Annotated in this window: 21 protein-coding genes; 15 read left to right on the forward strand and 6 right to left on the reverse strand. The window is 35.1% G+C overall.

Annotation, left to right across the window (positions count from 1 at the left end; translation table 11 throughout):
* Window positions 1-15: 15 nt before the first annotated feature.
* The 13 genes from ACHZK0_RS08475 (at window position 16) to ACHZK0_RS08535 (ending at window position 11,152) form a co-directional block, all read left to right on the forward strand.
* The gene (locus ACHZK0_RS08475; protein WP_001098085.1) at window positions 16-291 is read left to right on the forward strand and encodes a flagellar biosynthetic protein FliQ; all 276 of its coding nucleotides are present in this window, start codon (window positions 16-18) and stop codon (window positions 289-291) included.
* Window positions 292-306: 15 nt separating this feature from the next.
* Window positions 307-1,068, forward strand: coding sequence for a flagellar biosynthetic protein FliR (locus ACHZK0_RS08480; RefSeq protein ID WP_001055715.1), 762 nt, complete (start codon window positions 307-309; stop codon window positions 1,066-1,068).
* 10 nt (window positions 1,069-1,078) lie between these two features.
* Window positions 1,079-2,125 carry a flagellar type III secretion system protein FlhB gene (flhB, locus tag ACHZK0_RS08485; protein ID WP_001030092.1) on the forward strand — a complete coding sequence of 349 codons (1,047 nt, stop codon included), beginning with the start codon at window positions 1,079-1,081 and terminating at the stop codon, window positions 2,123-2,125.
* Between the two features lie 24 nt (window positions 2,126-2,149).
* The gene (gene flhA / locus ACHZK0_RS08490) at window positions 2,150-4,216 is read left to right on the forward strand and encodes a flagellar biosynthesis protein FlhA (protein ID WP_000472554.1); all 2,067 of its coding nucleotides are present in this window, start codon (window positions 2,150-2,152) and stop codon (window positions 4,214-4,216) included.
* Between the two features lie 14 nt (window positions 4,217-4,230).
* The gene (gene flhF / locus ACHZK0_RS08495) at window positions 4,231-5,541 is read left to right on the forward strand and encodes a flagellar biosynthesis protein FlhF (RefSeq protein ID WP_395761423.1); all 1,311 of its coding nucleotides are present in this window, start codon (window positions 4,231-4,233) and stop codon (window positions 5,539-5,541) included.
* 42 nt (window positions 5,542-5,583) lie between these two features.
* Window positions 5,584-6,357: a flagellar basal-body rod protein FlgG gene (locus tag ACHZK0_RS08500; protein WP_262741624.1), complete on the forward strand. Its 774-nt coding sequence runs from the start codon at window positions 5,584-5,586 to the stop codon at window positions 6,355-6,357.
* A 167-nt stretch (window positions 6,358-6,524) separates the two neighbouring features.
* Window positions 6,525-7,823 carry an NtaA/DmoA family FMN-dependent monooxygenase gene (locus ACHZK0_RS08505; RefSeq protein ID WP_395761424.1) on the forward strand — a complete coding sequence of 433 codons (1,299 nt, stop codon included), beginning with the start codon at window positions 6,525-6,527 and terminating at the stop codon, window positions 7,821-7,823.
* Window positions 7,824-8,000: 177 nt separating this feature from the next.
* Window positions 8,001-8,837 (forward strand): TrmB family transcriptional regulator, encoded by an 837-nt coding sequence (locus ACHZK0_RS08510; RefSeq protein WP_395761425.1) that lies wholly within the window; start codon window positions 8,001-8,003, stop codon window positions 8,835-8,837.
* Window positions 8,830-9,555 (forward strand): AzlC family ABC transporter permease, encoded by a 726-nt coding sequence (locus ACHZK0_RS08515; protein WP_088023560.1) that lies wholly within the window; start codon window positions 8,830-8,832, stop codon window positions 9,553-9,555. Before ACHZK0_RS08510 ends, ACHZK0_RS08515 begins: the two co-directional genes overlap by 8 nt.
* Window positions 9,546-9,857 (forward strand): AzlD domain-containing protein, encoded by a 312-nt coding sequence (locus ACHZK0_RS08520; RefSeq protein WP_395761426.1) that lies wholly within the window; start codon window positions 9,546-9,548, stop codon window positions 9,855-9,857. Before ACHZK0_RS08515 ends, ACHZK0_RS08520 begins: the two co-directional genes overlap by 10 nt.
* A gap of 62 nt (window positions 9,858-9,919) precedes the next feature.
* The gene (locus ACHZK0_RS08525; protein WP_064476524.1) at window positions 9,920-10,090 is read left to right on the forward strand and encodes a DUF3951 domain-containing protein; all 171 of its coding nucleotides are present in this window, start codon (window positions 9,920-9,922) and stop codon (window positions 10,088-10,090) included.
* A gap of 86 nt (window positions 10,091-10,176) precedes the next feature.
* Window positions 10,177-10,761: a TetR/AcrR family transcriptional regulator gene (locus ACHZK0_RS08530; RefSeq protein ID WP_262741627.1), complete on the forward strand. Its 585-nt coding sequence runs from the start codon at window positions 10,177-10,179 to the stop codon at window positions 10,759-10,761.
* Entirely contained in the window at window positions 10,754-11,152 is a 399-nt protein-coding gene (locus ACHZK0_RS08535; RefSeq protein ID WP_262741628.1) for a DUF5367 family protein, read from the forward strand. Before ACHZK0_RS08530 ends, ACHZK0_RS08535 begins: the two co-directional genes overlap by 8 nt.
* 27 nt (window positions 11,153-11,179) lie before the next feature.
* On the opposite strand, the gene ACHZK0_RS08540 is transcribed toward ACHZK0_RS08535, so the two are convergent.
* The 6 genes from ACHZK0_RS08540 to ACHZK0_RS08565 form a co-directional block, all read right to left on the reverse strand.
* A complete protein-coding gene (locus tag ACHZK0_RS08540; RefSeq protein ID WP_377920056.1) occupies window positions 11,180-11,539 on the reverse strand; it encodes a hypothetical protein in 360 nt (119 codons plus the stop codon).
* 14 nt (window positions 11,540-11,553) lie between these two features.
* Window positions 11,554-12,144, reverse strand: coding sequence for a dienelactone hydrolase family protein (locus ACHZK0_RS08545; protein ID WP_377920058.1), 591 nt, complete (start codon window positions 12,142-12,144; stop codon window positions 11,554-11,556).
* Between the two features lie 2 nt (window positions 12,145-12,146).
* On the reverse strand, window positions 12,147-12,482 hold the full coding sequence (locus ACHZK0_RS08550; protein ID WP_377920059.1) for an antibiotic biosynthesis monooxygenase family protein: 336 nt from the start codon (window positions 12,480-12,482) through the stop codon (window positions 12,147-12,149).
* A 71-nt stretch (window positions 12,483-12,553) separates the two neighbouring features.
* On the reverse strand, window positions 12,554-14,779 hold the full coding sequence (locus ACHZK0_RS08555) for a glycosyltransferase (protein ID WP_377920061.1): 2,226 nt from the start codon (window positions 14,777-14,779) through the stop codon (window positions 12,554-12,556).
* A 212-nt stretch (window positions 14,780-14,991) separates the two neighbouring features.
* Window positions 14,992-15,171 (reverse strand): H-type small acid-soluble spore protein, encoded by a 180-nt coding sequence (locus tag ACHZK0_RS08560; RefSeq protein ID WP_001025736.1) that lies wholly within the window; start codon window positions 15,169-15,171, stop codon window positions 14,992-14,994.
* Between the two features lie 66 nt (window positions 15,172-15,237).
* Entirely contained in the window at window positions 15,238-16,452 is a 1,215-nt protein-coding gene (locus tag ACHZK0_RS08565) for a helix-turn-helix domain-containing protein (RefSeq protein WP_377920063.1), read from the reverse strand.
* 119 nt (window positions 16,453-16,571) lie between these two features.
* Between ACHZK0_RS08565 and ACHZK0_RS08570 the strand changes: the two genes are divergently transcribed.
* Together ACHZK0_RS08570 and ACHZK0_RS08575 are read left to right on the forward strand one after the other, a co-directional pair.
* Window positions 16,572-17,840, forward strand: a complete 1,269-nt coding sequence (locus tag ACHZK0_RS08570) for an MFS transporter (protein WP_262741635.1) — start codon at window positions 16,572-16,574, stop codon at window positions 17,838-17,840.
* Window positions 17,841-17,965: 125 nt separating this feature from the next.
* On the forward strand, window positions 17,966-18,490 hold the full coding sequence (locus ACHZK0_RS08575; protein ID WP_063263660.1) for a DUF4398 domain-containing protein: 525 nt from the start codon (window positions 17,966-17,968) through the stop codon (window positions 18,488-18,490).
* The last annotated feature ends 9 nt before the right edge of the window (window positions 18,491-18,499 follow it).

The following is an 18,499-nucleotide window of genomic DNA, read 5'->3' on the forward strand; positions in this document are numbered from 1 at the left end:
ATAGGAGTCATATAAATGAATACGTCACCAATTATAGATATTTTTCAAACCTTTTTTTATAAAGGGGTTATGATTTTAATGCCGGTTGCCGGCGTTAGTATGATTGTCGTTATTATTATCGCTGTCATTATGGCGATGATGCAAATTCAAGAACAGACGCTGACGTTTTTACCGAAAATGGCGAGTATTGTACTCGTTATTATCATTTTAGGTCCGTGGATGTTTCAAGAGTTAACGACGCTTATTTTAGATTTATTTGATAAAATCCCATCGCTATTGCGTTCGTACTAAGATAGGTGAACTGAAATGAATATGGAATTATGGGCGGCGACGTTTTTTGCGTTTTGCCGCATTACTTCATTTTTATATTTTTTACCGTTTTTCTCAGGTCGATCCATTCCAGCGATGGCAAAGGTTACAGTTGGACTTGCTCTTTCAATCACAGTTGCCGATCAAGTTGATGTCTCTCACATAAAGACAACTTGGGACGTGGCAGCTTATGCAGGTACGCAAATTGTAATTGGATTATCACTTTCAAAAATTGTAGAAATGCTGTGGAATATTCCAAAAATGGCAGGGCATATTTTAGACTTTGATATCGGTTTATCACAGGCAAGTTTGTTTGATGTAAATGCAGGTTCACAGTCTACTTTACTTTCAACCATTTTTGATATATTTTTTCTCATTATTTTTATTTCACTTGGCGGTATTAATTATTTCGTTGCCACGATTTTAAAGTCGTTTCAATATACAGAGGCGATTTCAAAATTGCTGACGACTAGTTTTTTAGATAGTCTACTCGCAACGTTATTATTTGCGATCACATCAGCGGTTGAAATTGCTCTGCCGCTTATGGGAAGTTTATTCATCATTAACTTTGTTCTTATATTAATCGCAAAAAATGCACCTCAATTAAATATTTTTATGAATGCATTCGTAATTAAAATTACATGTGGTATTTTGTTTATTGCGATGAGTGTACCGATGCTCGGTTATGTGTTTAAAAATATGACGGATGTATTGCTTGAAGAATATACGAAACTATTTAACTTTTTCTTAACGAAGTAGGGGGACGCGCATGGCAAAGGATAATAAAACAGAAAAGGCCACCCCGCAGAAGCGTAAGAAATCGCGTGAAGAAGGGAATATTGCCCGGAGTAAAGATTTAAATAATTTATTTTCCATTCTTGTATTAGCAGTTGTCGTTTACTTTTTCGGAGATTGGCTAGGGTTTGAGATTGCAAACTCTGTAGCGGTGCTGTTTGATCAAATTGGAAAAAATACAGATTCGACAGAGTATTTTTATTTAATGGGAATTTTATTATTAAAAGTATCAGCGCCTATATTAATACTCGTATACGCTTTTCATTTATTCAATTATATGATTCAAGTCGGTTTCTTATTTTCTTCTAAAGTCATTAAGCCAAAAGCGTCGCGTATTAACCCAAAAAACTATTTTACAAGATTGTTTAGTCGTAAAAGTTTAGTAGATATTTTGAAATCACTGTTTTATATGGGACTAATCGGTTACGTTGCTTACGTTCTCTTTAAAAAGAATTTAGAGAAGATCGTGAGTATGATTGGATTTAACTGGACTGCGTCACTTACTGAAATTATTAGGCAAATTAAATTTATCTTTTTAGCTATTTTAATTATATTAATCGTTCTATCTATTATTGATTTTATTTATCAAAAATGGGAGTACGAACAAGATATTAAGATGAAAAAAGAAGAAGTAAAACAAGAGCATAAAGATAATGAAGGGGACCCGCAAGTGAAGGGGAAACGAAAAAACTTTATGCACGCGATCTTGCAAGGGACAATTGCGAAGAAAATGGATGGTGCAACATTTATTGTAAACAACCCGACTCATATTTCGGTCGTACTTCGTTACAATAAACAGGTTGATGCGGCGCCAATTGTCGTTGCAAAAGGGGAAGATGAGCTCGCATTATATATACGAACGCTTGCCCGCGAACAAGAAATACCAATGGTGGAAAACCGTCCGCTTGCTCGTTCTTTATATTATCAAGTCGAGGAAGATGAGACGATTCCAGAAGATTTATACGTAGCTGTAATTGAAGTTATGCGCTATTTAATTCAAACGAATGAACTTGAAGTATAATAGCGCGGTTGGAGGAGATCTCTTGTGTTTAAGATAGATTCTGCAAGAACCTATTTTTCTATCTTTTTAGCAGCGTCATTCGTAGTGGCGCTCTTAATTCCACTTCCACCATTTATACTTGATATCGTTATCGTTTTTCTACTAAGTATGTCAGTGCTTATTTATATGCGAGCAACAAGTATTAACGAGTGGGATGAATTAAAGTCATTTCCGACGATGTTGTTATTAATCGGGATTTTCCGCGTATCGATTAACGTATCGACGACGCGAGCGATTTTGACAGACGGAAATGCTGGGCATGTTATTGAAGAGTTCGGCCAGTTCGTAATTGGCGGGAACTTATTAATTGGTATCGTTATTTTCATAGTATTAATCATATTCCAGTTTATCGTTGCAAACGGTGCGTCTCGTACAGCTGAAGTTGCAGCTCGTTTTACACTTGATTCTTTACCGGGGAAACAAATGTCGATCGATGCTGATTTAAACCAGCGTATTATTACTGAAAAAGATGCACAGGCAAAACGAAAAAAGTTAAATATGGAAACAGAGTTTTACGGAGCGATGGATGGTGCCGGGAAGTTCATTAAAGGGGACGTTATTTTCGGGATTGTCATTTTATTCGTAAACATTATTTTCGGTTTAATTGTCGGCATGATGCAGCAGGGCATGAGCTTTGCTGACGCAGCTATTCACTATACACAGTTAACTGTCGGTGACGGAATTGTAAACCAAATTGGTTCGTTAATGCTTGCGATTTCAACTGGTATTATCGTAACACGTGTATTTGATGGTTCAGCGGATACAGTGACAGAAGGTATCTTTAAAGAGTTATTAGCACATGAAGTTGTTGTATATGCGCTTGGTGGTTTATTTATAGCGATGGGTATTTTTACTCCGCTACCATTTCTACCATTCGCACTCGTTGGTGGAACAATTATCTTCTTAGGAATTCGCAATAAAAACCGAATAAAGAAAGAAAAAGAAGATGAGCTTCAAAAAGAATTAGAAATGATTCAAGGCGAAGATGAGCAACTGCAACAAGTGGAAGATTCATTCGGAGTATTTACAGATAAATATCCAATTATTGTAGAGCTCGGTTTAGATTTAGCAGCACTTGTAAAGCAGAAGATTAACGGGGAAACAGCTCGTGATAAAGTTGTTCTTATGAGGAAGTCCATTATTACCGACCTTGGTATTAACGTTCCTGGCATTAACTTTAAAGATAATACGAGTTTTAGACCACGTGGACGTTACATTATTCGTATTAAAGGTGCGAAGGCAGCTGAAGGTGTTTTAAAATCAGGTTACTTATTAGCACTGAAAACACCGAATGTAATGGCCGATTTAGATGCAGAACCAGCGAAAGATCCAATTTTCGGTGAAGATGGATATTGGATTTTAGAGCATATGGTACAAGATGCGCAGATGAAAGGCTATCAAGTATTAGAGCCACTTAGCATATTAATTACGCATTTAGATGTTGTCGTTAGACGTAATCTTCATGAGTTAATTCAGCGTCAACATGTAAAAGACTTAATTAACTCACTTGAGAATGATAATGGCGTTTTATTAGAAGAGATTAAGAAGAAAGAAATCGACTTATCACTCGTTCAAAATGTTATTAAACAACTTTTAAAAGAAGGCATTTCTATTCGTGATTTGCCAACCATTATTGAAGGTATTATTGACGGAAAAGAAATTTATCAAAACCACGTGGACGGTGTAACGTCATTCGTCCGTGAATGTATTTCAAAAGTTATTTGTGAAAATGCGAAAAATCCTGACGGTAAAATTTACGCGGCGCTCTTCTCAGATTCAATCGAGCTAGATGCGGATGTTGTGAACAATTCTTACCAAGGTTATTTATTAAATTGGGATTTAGATTTAGAAACGCGAGTCGTTGAGCAAGTACAACGCGTATTTAAACAAGCCCGATTAATGGGAAGAGAACCAGTATTATTAACGCGTAGAAAAGATTTCAGGTTTGCGATTGTAAGACTTCTTGAGCGTTATCAAGTAGAAGCGCAAGTACTTTGTATTAGCGAATTAGCACCAGAAATTGTTGTAGATCAAATTGCCTATATTGAATAGTAGGGGGTGAAGTAATGGAAAGTACAGAAAAGAAAGAAGCGTTAATGCGAATAAAAGCAGCTTCGAAAAATGAATTGTATCGAAAGTTATTTGACCAATATGGTACAGATTATTATTACGTTGTCGATGAAAGTGTAAAACGAAATATCCCGTTTTTTTGGAAAAAGAATTATGAAATGTTAGTTGCTTTTCCAGAGGATAAACAGGAAGAAGTGAATGAAGGTACAGCTCAATTTCATGAACAATTAATGGACGTTGTGAATGATCCTTCAGAACAAATTGTGAAGGCGAACGGAATTCAATCGGTACTGCACAATTTAGAAAACGTGACGACTCCTATGTCATACGCAGCGATGCAAACAGGAAATAGTGAAGAATGGGCAAGAAAGAAAGAAAAACTATTAAAGCTGTTTGAAAAAGGTATCGTCGTTGTGAAACAGACGGAAGAAACGAAAGTAACGAAAAAGCAAAAAGCTGTGAAAAAAGTTGTTCCGGTCAAGAAAGAAGAAGTGGTTGTAAAAAAAGAAAACCAAGAATCTGTACCGTTTATTATTCAAAAGGTAATTCGTATGCTAGAACAAAACGATGTAGAACAATACTTCATTCATGCATATGCTGAAAAGTTAAAAGTAAAGTTTGAGAATGCGACGATGATTACAGAAGAAGAAGTGATCGGATATATACTAGAAGATATGAGATCTCATTTCAGCACGGAAAACGTTTTTGAAAAAGAAGTACAAACAATAGCATTAATTGGTCCAACTGGTGTTGGAAAAACGACGACACTTGCGAAAATGGCGTGGCAGTTTCACGGTAAGAAAAAAACGGTTGGTTTCATTACGACAGACCATTCTCGCATTGGGACAGTGCAGCAGCTGCAAGATTACGTAAAGACAATTGGATTTGAAGTAATCGCTGTACGTGATGAAGCTGCAATGACAAGAGCGCTTACGTATTTTAAAGAAGAAGCGCGCGTCGATTATATTTTAATTGATACAGCCGGAAAAAATTATCGTGCGTCAGAAACAGTAGAAGAAATGATTGAAACGATGGGACAAGTAGAGCCAGATTATATTTGCTTAACGTTATCAGCTTCGATGAAAAGTAAAGATATGATTGAAATCATTACGAATTTTAAAGATATTCATATTGATGGTATCGTATTTACGAAATTTGATGAAACAGCAAGTAGTGGTGAATTGTTGAAAATTCCCGCAGTATCATCGGCTCCAATTGTATTAATGACAGACGGACAAGACGTGAAGCAACATATACATATCGCTACAGCTGAACATTTAGCGAAACAAATGTTGCAAACATCATAGAAAAGAGGTGAAGAATAAGGCAACCGCCTTATTCAAACGAGTATGAACGGTCTTTATATAGGTTCTATGGGGATGATGAATTACATGCAGCGTATTAATGTTCATTCGAATAACGTTGCAAATGCTCAAACGACAGGATTTAAAGCAGAAAATATGACTTCTAAAGTATTTGATGTACAAGACACATATCGCCGCGGAGATGGGGCTGTGACAAATATCGGTTCGGTCGATTACGCTGTAGTTCCAGCCGCAACACATGTGAACTTAGTACAAGGAAATATACAAATGACAAATAGTGATACAGATTTCTTTTTAGATGATGGAACTGCTGGCACAGCTTCGTTTTTCGTTACATCTAAAAATAATGAAACGTTTTTAACGAGAGACGGTAGTTTTACATTAAATAGTGATCGTTATTTACAAACAACTTCAGGCGCTTTCGTAATGGGAGAGAATAATGAACGTATTCGTATTCCAGAAGGAGCAAAAGTAGCTGTACAAGCAGACGGTACGTTATATGATGCAGTAACACAAAATAATATTGCCCGCTTGCAAACAAAAACAGTAGGTGCAGATGCGAATAATCGTCTTGTACAAAGAGAGAACAAAAGTTTTACACTAGCAGAAGGAAACATTGCTGATTTACCGAACGGAGTAGGGACAATAAAAAATCATATGCTAGAAAATTCAAATGTAGATATGACGAAAGAGATGGCTGATCTTATGACAGATCAAAAAATGATTTCAGCGTCACAACGCGTTATGACTTCATTTGATAAAATTTATGAAAAAGAAGCAAATGAAATATTGAGATAGGAGACTTCCATTAGTGGGAGTCTTTTTTTATTGCATTTATTACAGTTACATCATAAAATGATAATGATTATCAATATCATTTTATCTATTTTCATAAGAATGGAATCTCATAATGATAGCAACATTTGTTTAACGAAGTGAATTAAAAACAAGGGGATGGTGTGTATATGTCTACAAAAAATCAACTTTGCATTGGATTATGTTTAATTTCGAGAAAGAAAGAGGAAGAGTGTGTATTTGATTCGGGAATTGATGAACAAGTAGAGTTAGCGAAACGAGCAGAAAAATCGAAGTTAGATTTTGTTTTTAAAGCAGATTATTTAGTGGCGCACCCAGATTTAATTGCTCGTACTAAGGGAAATGTCATTTTAGATCCGACGTTACTGTTTACGGCTATTGCTTATGCAACGGAAAAAATTGGAGTCGTTACGACTGCTTCAACTTCGTTTTACCCACCATATATATTAGCGAGGCAATTACAATCTTTACACTGGATTAGTAACGGCCGAGTAGGGTGGAATATTGTTACATCCATTGATGGTGCTGAAAACTTTGGTGAGGAAGGGATGCCATCATCAGAGCAGCGATATGCGAAAGCGGCAGAATGTACAGCGTTAGTAAGAAAACTTTGGGGAAGTCATCCTAATGAAGTATTGAAAGTAGATAACCCTGATATGATTAGAGAGATGGTAAAGCCTATTGAGCATAATGGTGAATACTTTAAGGTGAAAGGTCCACTTAATATTCCGCAGCACATTGTAGGAGAAATGCCATTATTTCAAGCTGGTGCTTCAGAGTCAGGGCGGAATTTCGCTGCTTCTGTTGCGGATGCAATTTTTGCTGCAACGCCGGATGTAGAGTCAGGGATAGAACTGCGTCAAGATTTAAGAAGAAGAGCAGAACAGCATGGCCGAAAGCAAGATGATATACGCGTATTACCTGGATTATATTTCTTTATTGGCGATACATATGAAGAAGCGTTAGAAATGCATAGGCAAGCACATCAACATCTAACAAAAGAGAAGAGATACTCGTTACTCGAAATGGTTCTCGGACTAAATGCGAGAGGGATTCCGCTAGAAAGTAAAATTACGGAAGAGATGTTGCCAAGCCGTGATCAAACTGTTCGCAGTAAAACACACGCTGAATTATTACGCAACTACATTATTAAAAATGAACCAACTGTCGAACAAATACTAGAACGACCAGAAGTTGTTGGCTCGGCTCATTGGGTTGCGGTTGGTACAGCGCAAGACGTTGCGAAACAAGTTATAGATAGGTTTGAGGCAGGAGCGTTAGATGGATTTATCGCCATTCCAGGAGGACCTCAAAAATCACTAGATCTATTCTTTAGTAAAGTGATTCCTTTATTCGTGAAGGCTGGTGTATTTAGGAAAGAGTATACAGGTTCTACTTTACGGGAACATTTGGAGGAGAATTTATCAAATACGTTGCAGCTAAAATAAGTGAAATAGTATATACTAAAAGCCTTTCATAAGAAGGCTTTTTATTTGTGGTTAAAATTTCAGAATTATCAATTGACTTTGTGTGTCTGTTTTTCTATATTAGTAGGTATACTAATAACTACTAATATATATGTATCGTTTTGAAATGAGAGTTATATAGAATGAGAGGGATTACCGATGGATGAAATTATAAAGGAATTACAAAAGTTAGGTTTTTCTCAGTATGAATGTAAAGCATATATTGGACTACTAAAACATTCCCCAGTAACAGGGTATGAAGTGAGTAAACAAACAGGGGTACCTCGTTCGATGATTTATGAAGTGCTCGGTAAATTGATGGATAAAGGAGCGGTGCATATCGTTCCTACTGAACCAGTGAAATATGTACCAATACCAGCTACGGAGTTAATGAATCGAATGCGAAAAGATTTTGAAAAGTCCTTTGAATTTTTAGACGAGAAATTAAATGGTTTAGAACAAGAGCGACAAATAGATGTAATTTCGCATATTCGCTCAAATGATCGTGTTGTAAAAGAAATATGCAATATAATTAATAGGGCGAAGGAAGAGTTATGGATTTCTGTATGGGAAGATCAAGTGCATGAAATTGAACCATATATTCATCAAAAGGAAGAGGAAGGTGTACATATATTTTCAATCTTATTTGGTGCTCCAAATACAAAAATAGGTGCGACGTTTCACCATAATTATATGACGCCCCACGTTGTAGAAAAGAGAATGGGTGGTCATTTAACTGTTATTGCTCGTGATGGAGAGGAAGTATTAATTGCCAACTTCTCAAATGATAGCAATTCATGGGCCGTTACAACGTATGATCCAGCGCTAGTTCTCGTTGCTACAGAGTATGTGCGGCACGATATTATGATTGAAGAAATCACGAAGGAATTTGGAGCGGATAAGTTAGATACGTTATGGCGTGAAAATATAGATTTAGTTCATGTCGTAACAGGAAAACGAACGATGAAGGGAATGGAGGATGATACGGATGAGTAAAGCTCAGGCACATGTAGCTTTGCAGAGCGATGATACATTTCAGCAAGGAGTAAAAGATTGTTTACCGACTGTATTTGGTTATTTGAGCATCGGTATAGCAGCTGGTGTAATTGCAAAAACAGCAGGTTTCTCCATCATTGAAATTGCGTTTATGTCCACTTTAATTTATGCAGGTTCTGCCCAATTTATATTAGCTGGTATGTATGCAGCCGGTGCTCCTGCTTCAGCAATCATTTTCACCGTCTTTTTTGTTAATTTACGCCACCTTTTAATGAGTGCGGCCCTTGCACCGTACTTTGCGAAACTGCCTCTATTAAAAAACGTAATGATCGGTTCTCAAATTACAGATGAAACGTTCGGCGTTGCAGTGCAACACGCAGCGCAAAAAGGATATGTAGGCGACAGGTGGATGATGGGGTTAAATGTAACAGCCTATTTAAATTGGATTCTTGCTACCATTATTGGCGGGCTGTTTGGTGAGTGGATACCTGATCCGCATACGTACGGGATGGATTATGCATTACCAGCAATGTTTATCGGGCTATTTGTACTTCAGCTCATAAGTAGTAAACCAAAACTAGCAATTCATCTTACCGTAGCAATTGTAGCGATTATAATCGCATACGTTTCACACTTATTTATGCCAGATAGTATAGCGGTTATTATCGCAACATTACTAGCTGCGACGATTGGAGTTGTGATTGAAAAATGGAAATGAGATTGGACGTACTATTACTTTTACTAGCAGCTGGAGCTGTCACACTCGTGCCACGTATTTTACCTCTACTCGTATTTAGTAAACTACAAATTCCAGACTGGGGTTTAAAATGGTTAAATTACATACCAATTGCGATATTAGCAGCACTTTTAGCACAAGTATTATTTATGCATGAGACGATGCAGTGGGATTATCTTATCACAGCAATTCCAACATTTCTTGTAGCGATATATACTCGTAGTTTATTAGGTACAGTATTAACGGGAGTGATTGTGATTATTTTGTTACGTTTCTTTTTCTAAAAAGGATTACGCTCATATAATAGCGAAAAGTGTAATAACATGAACGATATAGGGGTGGTGTTATGATACTTTTAACGATAGGAGCAATTTTGTTAACGTTGTTTATTTTCTTTATTATCGGCTTCATTACGTTTATGATGTTTGTAGATAAGGCGACACCTCAAATATATTACACACCTTGTGAATCAGTGACAGTGAAAGCTAAAGGTAAACATAGAAGGAAGAAAAGTTGATTGTTGGCTTTTCTTCCTTTTGTTTTATCTGATTTTTCTGTATAATTTAAGTTAGTTATCTAACTAACTTAAAGGAGGTCGTAGAAGTGGCAAAACCGAATGTTGTTAATAAAGAGAAGTTACTAGAAGCAGCAAAAGCAATTATTGCAGAGAACGGGATGGAAAAGTTGACATTAAAAGCAGTTGCAGAGAGTACTCAAGTTACACAAGGTACCGTATATTATCATTTTAAAACGAAGGATCAATTATTACTTGAAGTAACTGAATCGTTTTGTAAAGCGTCATGGGAACAAATAGGAAAGGATGTACAGTTAGAGAAGGCTTTACAGTCTGCGGAAAGTAGATGTGTGAAAGATTCAATGTATCATCATTTGTTTTTTCAATTAGTAGCTAGTGGATTAAAAAATGATGCGATGAAAGATAAAATTGGTGGATTGTTACATTATGAAAATCAAAAATTAAAAGGAGTGTTAAATAAAAAAATAGGAGATACAATGACATCTCAAATTTCAACTGAAACATGGAGCGTTTTATGTAATGCGTTAATTGACGGATTGGCATTGCAAGCATTATTTAATCCATCTTTTTCTACGGACAAAGTATATGGTGATTTATATATGCTCTTGGAAAAGCTTACAGTGCTACAAAAAGGAGGTAATGTCAGTGAATAATAGATTTTGGCTCACTATTTTATTTTCGATGGGCGTTTGGTTTTTTGCCTCAGCATTTTTCATTATTTTCGGTTCTTCCGTTTTATTAGAATACACTTCAAATAGATTTTTTCTACAATTGACGTTTCTGGAATTAGGAACAGCTATAGCTTTATACTTTGTAATGTGGTTATACAAAAAACTAGATACTACGAAATATGCAGTTATTAAGTTAGGTATATGTGGTACAGCAATTGGTTTAATTTTAGATTCTTACATCTTATATAATTCTTCTAATCTATTCTCACAATTCTCCTCACAGCAAATCATATCATTTACCATTTGGATGGTTATTGCTTATGCATTATATTTAACAATCCCTTTCGTCATGGAACGAAAAAAATTGTTGTAAAGAGGTATGTTATCCTCTTTACAACAATTACATCCCTGAAAGAATTAACAACAATAACCCAAATAGAAAACTAATAAAAGAAAGAAAACCGATACATATTGAGAACATACGATTGTTTCTCCATTCGCGCCAGAAAACGATACAACCTAAAATACAAAGAAAAAACCAAATGGGCAGGAATATGAATTCGCTAACTTTCTCAGGAAGTAACGTATAAAAAGTTGTTACATATAAGATCCAATTTGTAAAAAATAAAATACAAACGATAATAGATTGTAAGTGGGGGCGTTTGAAAAACTCCCCTTTTTTTACGGTTATAAAAATGATAGTTAGCGCTGCGAAAAAGGCAATGAATATGAAAAGAAGTAAGAGTAATGTAAGTGTCATTTACATCTCCTTTATCAGATTGTTCTTGCAAGAAATGCATTTATTACATTGTATGCCTGTTTTGTAGAGTTCTCGCTATATTGTTCAGTGTACGGATTTAGAAATCCATGTTCACCGTGTAGTTGTTGTATTTCTAGTAAAGGATTCTTTTGTTGCTGCAACGATTGAATGAAAGAGGATACGGAAAAACTAGCTTCTTTTTCAGGGAAAATAAGTAGGGTAGCACATGTTGGTTTCATATGAATATAGTCACGTATACGGGAACCGTAACATCCAATAATAAAATCTATTTTCGGATTGTTACTACATAGCCATGAGATGGTAGCGCCAACACTAAAGCCAATAAGTCCAATATGTGTGTAACGACTAGAGAGACGAGTAATGAATTCTTCAATTTGCTTTTTTCCATTATCAAATCCAATGTGATTTATAAAAAAATGATATGCTTTTTCTTCATCACTATAGTGAAATGCAGGTTGCGATTGTAGAAGATTAGGGCAGAATACATCTATATGAGATGAAGTGAAGTGGTGGATAACGTGATGCATATGGTCGTTCACACCATATATTTCATGAACAACAACGAGAGCTAATTTTTTCTTCATCGCTACAATGTACCTCTATGAAACTTGAATTCTTTCTCAACAAGGCATATACGCAGATGGAAGTTTTCATACCATTGCTCACGGCCTCTTTTTTTCGCTTCTTTATGTAAGGCGTTTTGTTTCCAATTATCAATCGCTTCGAGTGATTCCCAATAAGAAATTGTGATTCCGAGTCCTGAATGATCTCGTGCACTTTCTACACCTAGAAATCCAGGTTGCTGCTTTGCAAGTTCCTCCATTTTTTCAGCAACGGCATTATAGTCTGTTGTATCATTTGATAAATTAGAAGTGAAGATAACTGCATAGTAATGACTTGCTTTTTGTGATGTGTTCTTCATTCAAATTCCCCCTTTTAATAAATAGTTTAGCATATAAAAAAAGAAAAGAAGCACGAGGCTTCTTTTCTTTTTTACGCTGTAAATTTTAATCCAGCATATATTTTTCGCCCTTTTTTTTGAATCCAACATACTTGAGCTTTTTTCTTTTGAATATTACGTTCATTCATTGTTACTTGTATAATTTGGTCAATGGCGAGTGGGGTGTTTATTTGTACTTGGCACCCACCTGTACTATAGTCGATAATGGTTGCTTCAATCGGCATCCCATTCATATGCAATGTTCCAGGAGCCATAAGTTCTTCACGTATATGTTGCCTGCGAAATTGCCTTGGTGATTTCTTTGTGTTTTTTATGAAAGATGCAATTGCTAGTGTAAGAAATGCCTTATCGTACACCTTTTCCACCCGGTCATTAACAGGTTTACTAAATAGATGAAGAATGAGTTTACAATATTGCTCATGGGATATATCATCAAATGACACGCCAACTTGCACAGAATTTTCTTGTCTCCGGATCCATTTTTTCGTACTACTAATCTTTTCTACCTCTCCAAAAGATAATGTATAGGAAGATAGGCTTGATAAAATTTCAAATGGAATGGATGAATCTAATTCAAAACGTGCACCAGTTTCACTAATATCAAGAACGCGGCAAGAAATGGTCATATCTTCTGCATATAAAGTACCTGATAAATTAACAAAAAATCGTTCGGAGTTTCGGAAACGCGGTCTTTCAAACGCTATAAACAATGAAGTGACAATAGCTATTCCGTTGTATAGTACCCAGAAAATATTAATATATAAGCTTTCTCTTTCAATATGATATTGCTCAGGATATAAGAGCATAAGTGTTGCCCGAATAAGAGCAATAATTGTTAATATGAGTAACACGAGGTGAGGGACACTTGCAATCCATAAAAAATGCCTCGTATTATTTTGTACCCCTTTTCTCGTTACATGAAATTGAAACTTTTTCCGTAAGAAAGTTTCTGATAAAATAGCAAATCCCATATAAGGAGCCATAGCTACTTCATATACGTGACTCCACGTAGTTGTTCGTTTTTTATTAGAAACAGCTTTAAAAATAAGCTGTGACGTTAAAAAGGCGGGAGCCCAAAACATAAATAATTGCATAAAGTTAATTTCTAAACTATAAATATCAAATACTAAAAATAATAGTGGTGCTAGTAAAAAGACCATTTTATAAATGCCGAAAAACCAATAATGGATTCCGTCTGCATATAAAATCCGTTGCATAATAGACAATCCTTTTATAGTGAAAGGATTCCATTTTTTCACGACTTGAATATTCCCTCGGCACCAGCGATCCCGCTGTTTTAATAAATCGCTAAAAGTTTCTGGGGATAATCCAACTGCTAATGTTTCATTGACAAATACAGTTTCCCATTTGTTCGCTTGTAGGAGCATACCAGTTGCCATATCCTCAGTAATAACTCCAGTTGCAAATCCTCCAATTTCTTCTAGCGCAGTACGGCGAAATAGAGCATTACTACCAACATACATCGTAGCATTAAATCGATCTTTCCCTTCCTCTAATTGACGCATAAAGAAATCTTGTTCATTGGCGATGTTATCTTCAAAAAATAAATTATATTGGAATGGATCAGCATTATAAAACACTTGTGGTGCTTGAACAAATACAACATTATTTTTAGAAAAATAACCAATCGTTCGTTCTAAAAAGTTAGCTCTTGGTACCATATCAGCATCCATTGTAACGATAATATCACCTGTTGAATGAGTCATGGCATGATTTAAGTTTCCTGCTTTTGCATGATTGTTTTCAGTACGAGTAATATAGTGAACAGAAAATTCACTAGCAAGAGTTTTAACACTTTCCCGCCTGCCATCATCACAAATGTAAATATTGAGTAACTCTTTCGGATAAGTAATCATTGTACAACCAGCGACCGTTCGTTTTAATAAATCGAGTGGTTCATTGTAAGTCGCGATAAAAATGTCGACAGTAGGCAATTCCTCTAAAGTAGATAACGGTACTTCTTTCCGTTTATACGGTTTCCATGAAATAATGCTAAAAACGATAGATTGTAAATACCCAGCCCACTCTGTAAGTAACAATATAATACCGGCAATAATACTTATAAGGTTAATAGTTGGTAACGAATAAAAAGTTCGCCAAATAAGATAAATGGCATTACTAACGAGAAATAGAATAATGAGCAGTTTCTTTGACCATAAATATTTGTGAGCGAGAGCGTATGTAATAATGATTATGAAAAAAATAATACCTAAACCTTCGTATATAGAAAGGTTCATAAAATTCCTCCTTCATGCATAAAGTGGGAAATGAAAGATTTATAAGTATGAGATATTTATTTATAAAGATTTAACCATTTCCAAATTATACAATATCATAAAATATAGAATAAGAGTATAAAATTTACATCTCTTTATTATAAGATGGAGAAATGATAGTGGCATCTGTGTTTCATAAGAAAAATGCCACTTCAAAATCGAAGTGGCATTTTTTATATTTCCTCTAAGCTATTAACTGGAACAGTTAATTCGCGTTTTGGATTTGTTACTTCATATATGCGGGCGGTTTCGTTGCTTTCATCGACGTGTTGAATCATAACAGGCATGCCTTGAAAACTGACATTGGCTTCTTCAGATGACTCGGAGAGCTCTTTTGCGCGTTGTATATTCATTTATATTCCTCCCATCATTATTATCTTTGCAAAAAAGGAGGAATAATATACCATTTCGAGACATTTTTAAAATTTTTGTATTATTTGTAATGTTTCTTTAATAAATGCAGAGAAAATAGAATCTGGATACGATTGTATCATTTCATTTGCTTTTGTTGCTTCTTCAAGAGCTCTTTTTTTATCATTCAGTTTGACGTAACAAAGTGCACGATATGCACCTGCTGTTGTAAGCCACGATTGATCAAGCGGATGGTTCATATAATCGGGTATAATAGCACGTTGCAATGCTTGTAAAGCTTCTTCGTAACGTTTTAATCCGTATAAAGCTTTTCCTTTTTCAAGATAATACAATCCGTCGTCTTGAAAAATTGGCTGATCTTTTAGTTTTTCTCGAAATTGTTCTACATGTTTTAATGCGATTGTATATTTATTAGTAATCGTGTTGTAGTAGTAAGCTTTTAAAATATCGATCATCGCAATGGATAGAGTGTCTTCTGTAAAAATGGCAAATTGCTCAGATTTTTTTATGTAATATAAATATTGTTCTTTATCGACTGTAATGACTTTTTGATAAGATAAAATCCGGTAAAATACATCTGTTTTATAATACACTTGATGTTTTTTTGAAAACGCGAGTGTCTCTAATATCGTTTCTTCACATTTTTCATAATCGCCACATGCTAGTAATATGATGGCTTCATATAAACATAAATCAATATGTATAATAAGATCCATTTCTAAATGTTTCTCTTCATAATCATTTCTAATATTAGATATAAGTTGTAAACATTCTGCATACTTTTTACGTGTGAATATTGCAAAAGATAATTTTAATTTTGTTTCCGTACTGTCGCGGTATAACTTATATTTTTCAAAAATAGAAACAGCTTTTTCTACGTAAGATTCAATGTTGTAATCTTTTATAATTACTGCGGCAGTTACGAATTGTTTGTATATACGAGCCGTATTTAAAGTAGAAGGGAGCTCTTTTTGAACGATAGGTAGTAGGGTCTTATACACTTCATCACATTTATTTTCCTTTATGAGTTGCTCCATTTTTGTAATGAGTTCTGCAATTTCTCCATCATCTTCTTCTAGTAAAAAACTCGCTTCACATTCTAGTTTTTCAGCGATATATTGTAATGTTTTCATGGAAGGTGTAGCTTTTCCATTTTCAATTTGACTAAGCATACTTTTTGTAAGTTCCGAACCTGCCAGCTCGGTTTGTGTAAGTTTTTTTTCTTTACGTAGCGCTTTAATTTTTTCACCGAGGGTTGCCATGTTATTGCTCCTTTATCATTGTAAAAGTTAAATTGTATTTAACTTTTTGTTGTAAAAATTGGAAAGTCGATTATATAATAAGTTTAACACAATTTAACTTTTAAGGGGAGAGAGTCATTATGGGAGATGTAAGTATAGGACAACATGATACAAGAATGAAGATTGCAACGAGAAATATTATTTTAATGATGATTGGAAAGATGACGTCTTTATTAGGGGCAGGAATTTATACATTTGCGATGGGGTTATACGTTTTAAAGACAACTGGTTCAGGGATGGGTTTTGCAATTACGCTCGTTTGCGGATCACTTCCAAGGATGATTTGCGGTCCAATTGCGGGTGCTGTAGCTGACCGTGTGAATCGAAAATGGCTTGTCATTGGCACTGATTTATTAAGTAGCTTAACGATGCTTATTATGTTTATTCTTGCTACTATATTTGGACCATCACTTCTTTTTATTTATGTTTCAGCAGCATTATTATCAATTTGTGCAAGTTTTTATTCTGTTGCATTAACCTCGTCTATTCCGAGTTTAGTAGATGAAGGGCGTATTCAAAAAGCGAGTGCTTTAAATCAAACAGCAGCTTCTTTATCAAATATATTAGGGCCGATTATTGGCGGAGTTGTATTTGGTTTCTTTTCCATTAAGTCGTTCTTTTTGTTAAATAGTATTACGTTCTTTTTAGCAGTTATTTTGCAATTATTTATCGTATTTGATTTGTACAAAAAAGAAGTGGCTGAGAGTAAAGAGCGTTTCTTGACGAGTATAAAAGAAGGATTTTCATATGTAAAACGACAGCATGAAATATATGGTTTAATGAAAATAGCGCTGTGGGTAAACTTTTTTGCATGTGGGCTAACCGTAGCACTTCCATATATTATCGTCCATACATTGCATCTATCTTCAAAGCAACTCGGTACTGTAGAGGGAATGTTAGCAGTCGGGATGCTAATGGGTGCGATTGCTTTATCAGTGCGTAAAGAAGTGAAGAATCCGTTTCGTTCTATTTATACTGGACTGTTTTTATTTGCGGGTTTAAGTTTATGTACAGTTTTCCCATTGTTAGTTACCATTCCCAAAGTGGCAAGTTTTATTTACTATATTGCTTTTATGATGTTAACGGGTATTTCAATTATGATTGTAAATATTCCGATGCAAGTACATATGCAAAAAACGACAGATCCGAGCTATTTAGGGCGTGTGTTTGGCCTACTTGAAACAATTGCTACTGCAATCGCACCACTTGGTATGATTGTATATGGATTATTATTAGATATGTTGCCAACAAGCATTGTTATGATGACATTAGGCGGAGGTTTATTGTTAGTTGTATTAGTTGGGGTAAAGCAACATATGGAAAAAAAACAAGTGGATGTGTCGGTTTAAAAATAAGAAAATATAAAAATTTGACTTATCATTATAAAAATGACTAAATTAGTATTTTAGTTTTTGAAACTCTTTTTCATGTGTGTTACAGTATAGTGAGCAGACAAAGAAAAGGAGAAAACATCATGAAAAAATTAAGTTTTGTTATGCTTTTTCTGTTAGTTGTAATGGCTGGATGCAGCAATTATGACACGTATATTGAAACTGGTATGCAATCATTGAAAAATGAAAAATATAGTGATGCGATTATGTGGTTTGAAAAAGCGGAAAAAGAGAAAACAGGAAATGAAGCGAAGGCATATAAAGAAGTCGCGCAGTTATTGGATCGCGGTGCGACAGCATTAAAAGATGGTAAGTATTTAGAAACGAAAGATATTGCAAATGAAGTGCTACAAAAGAAAAAAGACGATGCACTTGAAAAAGCTGTAACATCAAATGCTGAGGATATGCTTCAAAAAGCAAAAGATGTGGAAAAGAAAGTAAATGAAAGAGTGGCAAAACGGAGAAAAGTAGAAGAAGAAGGAATCGATAAACTCATTAAAGCTGTCGACAGTATCGATGATGTAAAAGAAAAAGAGAAGAAAGTTTCAGAAGCATTAGATAAGGCTGAAGAGGCACAAGCAAAAATTGAAGCTAAGAAAAATAAATAGAGTAATATT

The organism is Bacillus sp. 3G2, from assembly GCF_044324725.1.
Taxonomy (GTDB): Bacteria; Bacillota; Bacilli; order Bacillales; family Bacillaceae_G; genus Bacillus_A; species Bacillus_A mobilis.

Bases quoted from the DNA above. Each gene is read 5' to 3' on its own strand.
- ACHZK0_RS08545 (WP_377920058.1), bottom strand. From the start codon at position 12,144: ATGAAGAAAAAATTAGCTCTCGTTGTTGTTCATGAAATATATGGTGTG.
- ACHZK0_RS08540 (WP_377920056.1), bottom strand. From the start codon at position 11,539: ATGACACTTACATTACTCTTACTTCTTTTCATATTCATTGCCTTTTTC.
- ACHZK0_RS08515 (WP_088023560.1), top strand. From the start codon at position 8,830: ATGAGTAAAGCTCAGGCACATGTAGCTTTGCAGAGCGATGATACATTT.
- ACHZK0_RS08560 (WP_001025736.1), bottom strand. From the start codon at position 15,171: ATGAATATACAACGCGCAAAAGAGCTCTCCGAGTCATCTGAAGAAGCC.
- ACHZK0_RS08555 (WP_377920061.1), bottom strand. From the start codon at position 14,779: ATGAACCTTTCTATATACGAAGGTTTAGGTATTATTTTTTTCATAATC.
- ACHZK0_RS08475 (WP_001098085.1), top strand. From the start codon at position 16: ATGAATACGTCACCAATTATAGATATTTTTCAAACCTTTTTTTATAAA.
- ACHZK0_RS08510 (WP_395761425.1), top strand. From the start codon at position 8,001: ATGGATGAAATTATAAAGGAATTACAAAAGTTAGGTTTTTCTCAGTAT.
- ACHZK0_RS08565 (WP_377920063.1), bottom strand. From the start codon at position 16,452: ATGGCAACCCTCGGTGAAAAAATTAAAGCGCTACGTAAAGAAAAAAAA.
- flhB (WP_001030092.1), top strand. From the start codon at position 1,079: ATGGCAAAGGATAATAAAACAGAAAAGGCCACCCCGCAGAAGCGTAAG.
- ACHZK0_RS08520 (WP_395761426.1), top strand. From the start codon at position 9,546: ATGGAAATGAGATTGGACGTACTATTACTTTTACTAGCAGCTGGAGCT.
- ACHZK0_RS08525 (WP_064476524.1), top strand. From the start codon at position 9,920: ATGATACTTTTAACGATAGGAGCAATTTTGTTAACGTTGTTTATTTTC.
- ACHZK0_RS08480 (WP_001055715.1), top strand. From the start codon at position 307: ATGAATATGGAATTATGGGCGGCGACGTTTTTTGCGTTTTGCCGCATT.
- flhF (WP_395761423.1), top strand. From the start codon at position 4,231: ATGGAAAGTACAGAAAAGAAAGAAGCGTTAATGCGAATAAAAGCAGCT.
- ACHZK0_RS08575 (WP_063263660.1), top strand. From the start codon at position 17,966: ATGAAAAAATTAAGTTTTGTTATGCTTTTTCTGTTAGTTGTAATGGCT.
- ACHZK0_RS08500 (WP_262741624.1), top strand. From the start codon at position 5,584: ATGAACGGTCTTTATATAGGTTCTATGGGGATGATGAATTACATGCAG.
- ACHZK0_RS08505 (WP_395761424.1), top strand. From the start codon at position 6,525: ATGTCTACAAAAAATCAACTTTGCATTGGATTATGTTTAATTTCGAGA.
- ACHZK0_RS08570 (WP_262741635.1), top strand. From the start codon at position 16,572: ATGGGAGATGTAAGTATAGGACAACATGATACAAGAATGAAGATTGCA.
- ACHZK0_RS08550 (WP_377920059.1), bottom strand. From the start codon at position 12,482: ATGAAGAACACATCACAAAAAGCAAGTCATTACTATGCAGTTATCTTC.